Annotated in this window: 7 protein-coding genes, 1 tRNA gene and 1 pseudogene; 7 read left to right on the plus strand and 2 right to left on the minus strand. The window is 46.5% G+C overall.

The window, feature by feature from the left end; genetic code table 11:
- Nucleotides 1-67 precede the first annotated feature (67 nt).
- Entirely contained in the window at nucleotides 68-763 is a 696-nt protein-coding gene (locus ACYVAD_RS05715) for a succinate dehydrogenase cytochrome b subunit (protein WP_461138489.1), read from the minus strand.
- A gap of 368 nt (nucleotides 764-1131) precedes the next feature.
- Here ACYVAD_RS05715 and fabD point away from each other — a divergent pair, with 368 nt between their 5' ends.
- From fabD to ACYVAD_RS05730, 3 genes are all read left to right on the plus strand, one after another.
- Nucleotides 1132-2028, plus strand: a complete 897-nt coding sequence (fabD, locus tag ACYVAD_RS05720; RefSeq protein ID WP_461138490.1) for an ACP S-malonyltransferase — start codon at nucleotides 1132-1134, stop codon at nucleotides 2026-2028.
- 113 nt (nucleotides 2029-2141) lie between these two features.
- A tRNA-Gln gene (locus ACYVAD_RS05725) sits at nucleotides 2142-2212 on the plus strand.
- 351 nt (nucleotides 2213-2563) lie between these two features.
- The gene (locus ACYVAD_RS05730; protein ID WP_461138491.1) at nucleotides 2564-3241 is read left to right on the plus strand and encodes a TetR/AcrR family transcriptional regulator; all 678 of its coding nucleotides are present in this window, start codon (nucleotides 2564-2566) and stop codon (nucleotides 3239-3241) included.
- 106 nt (nucleotides 3242-3347) lie between these two features.
- Here the strand turns inward: ACYVAD_RS05730 and ACYVAD_RS05735 are convergent.
- Nucleotides 3348-3512 (minus strand): annotated as a pseudogene (locus tag ACYVAD_RS05735) (hypothetical protein); the annotation flags it as partial.
- Between the two features lie 412 nt (nucleotides 3513-3924).
- Between ACYVAD_RS05735 and ACYVAD_RS05740 the strand changes: the two are divergent.
- The 4 genes from ACYVAD_RS05740 to ACYVAD_RS05755 are packed head-to-tail and all read left to right on the plus strand — an operon-like array spanning nucleotide 3925 to nucleotide 5903.
- The gene (locus ACYVAD_RS05740) at nucleotides 3925-4272 is read left to right on the plus strand and encodes an alpha/beta fold hydrolase (protein ID WP_461138492.1); all 348 of its coding nucleotides are present in this window, start codon (nucleotides 3925-3927) and stop codon (nucleotides 4270-4272) included.
- Entirely contained in the window at nucleotides 4269-4799 is a 531-nt protein-coding gene (locus ACYVAD_RS05745; protein WP_461138493.1) for an alpha/beta fold hydrolase, read from the plus strand. The genes ACYVAD_RS05740 and ACYVAD_RS05745 overlap by 4 nt, the downstream gene beginning before the upstream one ends.
- Nucleotides 4796-5308, plus strand: a complete 513-nt coding sequence (locus ACYVAD_RS05750) for an RNA polymerase sigma factor (protein ID WP_461138494.1) — start codon at nucleotides 4796-4798, stop codon at nucleotides 5306-5308. The genes ACYVAD_RS05745 and ACYVAD_RS05750 overlap by 4 nt, the downstream gene beginning before the upstream one ends.
- Nucleotides 5295-5903: a hypothetical protein gene (locus tag ACYVAD_RS05755; protein ID WP_461138495.1), complete on the plus strand. Its 609-nt coding sequence runs from the start codon at nucleotides 5295-5297 to the stop codon at nucleotides 5901-5903. Before ACYVAD_RS05750 ends, ACYVAD_RS05755 begins: the two co-directional genes overlap by 14 nt.
- Nucleotides 5904-6029: the final 126 nt, after the last annotated feature.

Raw genomic sequence — 6029 nt, forward strand, 5'->3', positions numbered from 1 at the left:
CGAAAGAGTGAAAGAGCGGAGGAGTGAAAAAGCTACTCGCAATTTCAATTCTTCGCTCTTCCACTCTTTAAATTATATGGTGAACCTGTAAAAACACATAGACTGGCATAGCCGCGAATGCCAGTGGAATAATAATAGCGAAGAAATATGTACCGAGCGCTTCGATCAGCGGAGTATACTTCTTGTGCCGAATTCCCATCGTTTGGAATGCACTCTGGAAGCCGTGGGCCAGGTGATAACCCAGAGCAGCCATACAGATTACATACAGTAACACGTACCACCATTCGCCAAAAGCGACCTGCACAACTGAGTACAGATCTTTGTACTCTTTGCCATCGTACTCAGCCATAGGAACGGCCCCGAAGTGCATCTCATACCAGAACGTGCGCATATGGATGATGATGAACAACAGCAGAACTGTGCCCAAAATACCCATGTTTCGTGACGACCAAGCGCTGTTCGCTTCTGGTTTTGTATACGCATACTGAACTGGACGCGACTCGCGGTTGTGGCGCGTCAGAATGAGTGCCATCAGTGCGTGAACCAGAATCGACGTGTAAAGCAGATACGATACAGTGATGATAAGCGGATTGTGAGTCATGAAGTACGTGTACTCATTGAATGCCCGGCCACCGTCGCCCTTAAAGAGCTGTAAATTACCGGCCATATGCACAATTAGAAACGTACTGAGAAAAAGTCCCGTCAGCGACATAATGACCTTGCGACCGAGGGAGCTGGATAGTGTTTGTGTTACCCAAGCCATAGGATGAACGACACGAAAATTTAGTGTAAACGGTTGAAAAAAAGCCGCTTTGTACGGCGCACCAAAACTAAACCACAAAGGCGTTGGAAACAAGATTAGCGGCCCATTTCACTTATTTTGAACCTTATTTACAGTCAGTAAAAATAGCGGTGCTACCATTAGAGAAACACTACATATAATGGCTTTGTTCGCCATGTGATCTTGCGTCATCGATTTTTTGTGTACATACATGTTATAGTCTAACAACCTCAGTAAATTTCTGACTATCAAGCTATTGATAGTCCTCGTTTCATTCCGTTTGGTGAACCGTTTTGCAGGGGCTTATTTTGTGCCATTAGTTAGTGACACTATACATCAATAACAACGGCATGAAAGCATTCGTATTCCCCGGACAGGGATCTCAATTTAAAGGCATGGGTCTGGATCTGTACCAGAATCCGGATCAGAAAACTCAGGATGGCCAATCGGCCCGTCAGTTATTCGACCAAGCTAATGAAATTCTAGGCTATGATCTGAATAAGATCATGTTTGAAGGAACCGACGAAGAGTTAAAACAAACTATCTACACGCAACCCGCCGTCTTCCTGCATGGAGTGGTGCTTGCTTTGACTACAGAATCATTTGCTCCGGACATGGTAGCAGGTCACTCCCTTGGTGAGCTAGCTGCTCTGACAGCAGCCGGAGTATTATCTTTTACTGACGGCCTGAAACTAGCATCAATTCGCGCTACTGCTATGCAGAAAGCCTGCGAGTTGGCGCCGTCTAGTATGGCGGCTGTACTCGCCCTGCCAGATGAGACCATCGAGCGCATTTGTGCTGAGGTAGCCGATGAGATCGTTGTTCCTGCTAATTACAACTGCCCCGGTCAGGTAGTAATCTCGGGCAGTGTAGCTGGCATTGAGAAAGCAGGTGAACTACTTAAAGCTGCCGGAGCAAAACGCGTTTTGCCGTTGGCCGTAGGTGGTGCTTTCCACTCACCGTTTATGGAACCCGCCCGAACTGAGTTCGCGCAGGCGGTGGAAGAGATGACTTTTAGTGCCCCACGTTGCCCGGTTTACCAGAACGTCAACGCAAAGGCGACTACCGATCCACAAGAAATTAAGGCAAACCTGATCGCCCAGCTCACGGCTCCGGTCCGTTGGACTGCTTCCGTTGAGCAGATGGTGGCCGATGGCGCTACCGAATTCATTGAGTCGGGTCCGGGTAAAGTGTTGCAAGGGCTAGTTAAAAAGATAAATCCGTCCGTAGCAATTAGCGGACTATAATTCTTTGTCACTGTTAATCAGCAGGTAAGGCAATTGTAGCTCTAAAATTGAATTTTTTTTTAGGATTACACTTGCTTTTACCTGCTTTTGACCTTTATCTTTGCACTCGCAATTGCCCGATCGTCTAAGGGTAGGACGACAGATTTTGGTTCTGTTTGTGGAGGTTCGAATCCTTCTCGGGCAACGACGGAAAGCCGCTTGGTCACTCAAGCGGCTTTTTTGTTATGGCTTCTTCTGAAGTCTACGTAATAACCTGCTTTTGTTACAAAATGATGCGGTAGGTTGTCGTCATACAAAAATTTTGTTTTATTTGCTATCCACACCAGCATAGCCACTCGTTACTTTCTGGCTTCTACCGATCAACCACTCAGCGAATTAGGTTATTTTTCATTGTTGACAATTCTTGACGAGTTGATCTAAAATCACTCCTTTTGTTAACTTAATCACTTGAGCCATATTCTCCTTGAGTGACCCTATATCTTTATTACAGTCAAATAGACACAACTCCCTGAATAATACTAAGAATTGGTTCAATATGGACAAAGACGAAAAGGTAAGAAGAAACCGTGCCAAAACAACCCAGCGCATTGTTGAAGCGCTGGAAGAGGTGATTTCTGAACGGGGGCTGGAAGGAGTAGGAGTTAACAGAATCGCAGAGAAAGCAAACGTAAGTAAAGTTCTTATTTATCGTTACTTCGGCGGCATGGAAGGCCTGCTGGAATATTACGTAAAAATGGGAAAGCTTTTCCCAGTGTTTACTCCGTCTCTGCTTGATCAGATCCGTCCTCTGCATGAGTCAGATATCGCCCGCATCTGGTATCGACAGGTTATTCAAACCTTCCGTCATTTCCGCACGTTCAAAGCAGCCCGCGAAATCCTAAAGGCGAGCGTTATTGAAAATGACCCGATTGCTGAATCAACAGCAAAAGCACAAGACGAGGAAATGACCCGGCTCGTGTCGCAGCTTTCATTTGTTAGTGGTGCCGATACACAGGCTATTTCGGCCATCATTTTAGGAGCGATGACCTATCTGACTATTATGGCCCAGAACGACCGGACCATGATCAGTATTGATCTTCGTAGTGAAGAAGGCTGGCAACGTATCGAGAGCGCTATCAAGTCGATTTACATCGCGTTAAATAAGTCGGCAGTTCAATCTAAAGAGGTTAAGCTTGAGCTACAGACATCCAATATGCCGATTGCTCAATGGTAAAACGCAACTCGACAGAGAAGCGGGCGAATCCTGACTGAGAAGGTCATCGATTCGCCCGCTTTGTTTTATTTGATCTGTACGGTTTTACTCTCCGGTCCGACTCCTTTTAAAACATAACCCCGGCATACCCGTAACTGAATGCATTCTGACGGGCCATCGCCATATGCTCGAACCGATACTCGAGTAATAATTTCACAATATCTGGTTTGAGTAACGAGAGCGGAGGATACGTCCATAGTTCTGTGTCCCAGAAGACGTACCCGTTGTAACCAACCCCCGTTAAGTGCTACACCCTTCACTTTCACAGGATCCGGTGAAGACATGAGCCCAATCAGGCCGTTAGCAACGGTTATCCCTTAATAATTAGCAGGATTGATATCTTGGTCAATAATCCGCCAATCCGAATTAGCGGGTTGGGCGTGGACTAGTACCGAGATCATAACATCCAACCACGCAAGGCTACTATTTCGATGCATGTGGTATATTATATTTAAGGTGGTTAAATCACTTCTACGAATAGGTTATTATCAAACTAACAAGTACGCGAAAAGGAAAAGTAAATAGTCCATAAAAAATTTTCTGCGGAAGGTGTAACAAATACCATCCAGCGGTTTCTAATCCCTGACAACACCGCACTGGCGCCAACGCGGTCTTCTTTTTCGAACCTATTATCCGTTATCGATATGAAGACCATCCTTTGCTTTATCATCCTCATTACAGCCCAATTGAGCTTTGCTCAACCCTATTCATTCCAGGTAACCGTTACGGGTAAGGGGCAGCCTGTTTTACTGCTACCCGGCTATTCCTGCAGCGGGACGGTCTGGAACGAAACAGTGGCGCATCTACAAGACAGATACGAATGTCACGTTCTGACCTTGCCCGGATATGCCGGCGTAGCACCCATCAAACAGCCGGTTCTGCAAACCGTTCGTGACGAGATTATCCGGTACATCCGAGATAAAAGACTTGATAAGCCTGTGCTGATTGGTCATAGTCTGGGAGCATTTATGAGTCTATGGATAAATTTATGAGTCTATGGATAAGCAGTCAAGCGCCCGACCTTATCGGCAAACTGGTTTGCGTAGACGGGGTTCCGTTCATTTCCAGCATGGTGAATCCGGATATTACAGCTGATTCCCTGCGGAAAAACCCGTTATATAATGCAGAAGCTGTTGCGCAGAATTTCGTCAACCTGCCGTCCGCTTCCTATGAATCCAAGATGGCAAAATCGATGCTCACTCAGGTGAGCGATACGGCTCGGGCTAGACAAATTGCGCATTGGTCGGCCCTCTCCGACCGAAAAACCCTGGGTTATACGCTGGTCGAAATGAGTACAACCGATCTTCGTCAAGCAATTGCATCGATAAAGTCACCAACCTTGGTATTAGGAAGTCTGTACATGAATAGCGAGGAGATTTCAGAACGGGTTCTGACCGAGCAGTACAAACACCTTAGTCAAAAAACGATTGCCGTTGCTACCACAAAGCACTTCATCATGTACGACGATCCTTCCTGGTTTTATTCACAACTCGACGCCTTTCTGCAAACACCTCGATGAGCAGTACGAACCTCCGACCGACTACCCCAGCGTTCGATGAGTTGTACGGAACTTATGCCCCCCGTGTCATGAAACTTTGCCTGGGTTACACCGGGGATTACGCGCAGGCCCAGGACTTGATGCAGGAAACATTCATACGCGTCTGGCAAAATCTCCCGGACTTCAAGGGAATGGCTAAAGTTAGTACCTGGATCTATCGCATCGCTGTCAATACATGCCTGAATCACCTCCGCACAACAAAGCGACAAGCGACTGATCAACTTCAAGAACAACATACGCGTATGCTGGCCAACGAGACTGATACGGCTGACGAGCAGGTGCAACTCCTCTATCAATGTATTAATCGGCTGGCCGAAACAGATCGGCTCATTATTTCTCTGGTATTGGACGACGTAACGTACTCGGAGATCGCTCAGATAATTGGGATTTCAGAAGGCAACTTACGCGTCAAAATTCACCGTATTAAACAACAACTCACCAGCCTGTTTCAGCAACATGGACAACTTTGACGAGTTCAAACAATTATGGCAGCAGGCTCCTTCGGTCCCAGCGCCAATTGATAGTCAGCAGTTAGTACGTAATACAGCCTCGCAACAACGAAAGCTGGAGCGCACACAACTGTTTGGCGCTGTTATGTTATTTGTAACAGCTGCTTTACTCCTTATTCTCGGCTTTGGCATCGGCTTACAGTTCCGGTTCACACTGACTTATGTAGCCATCGTGCTATTAGCAGTCATTTGTATTGGCCAGGGACTAATCAACTTGAGCGTATACAGTCAGCTTCGGCGTATCGACGTAACGACAACGGTAACTGATCACCTGCACCAATGGGAAGGTTATTACGTGTTCAGAAAGCGCCTGATTCGCATCAACGGCCCTGTTTACTACCTCCTGCTTAACGGAGCTTTTGGCCTGTATTTCATCGAAATCCTGGGGCTAATGCCACTCGCATCCCGGATTGTTGTCCTTACCCTTTATGTACTATGGATGCTCTTCGCCTACTTTGTCTTGGGGAAACGGACAATTCGAAAGGAAGACGACCGGCTTAATGAAATCATCAATAACCTGCGCCAGCAACAGCAGCAACTGACCAATCAGTCTTAAATCATCAGCGGCCGAACCTGTTTAGATTCGGCCGCTGATGATTTAAGACTGATTTCTCTTAGAGCGTGTTTTGAAATCCATAAAGGCTGAGAGTCAGAGCATATTTGTGTCGACCAAGACATACAG

It is taken from the genome of Spirosoma pomorum, from assembly GCF_054776615.1.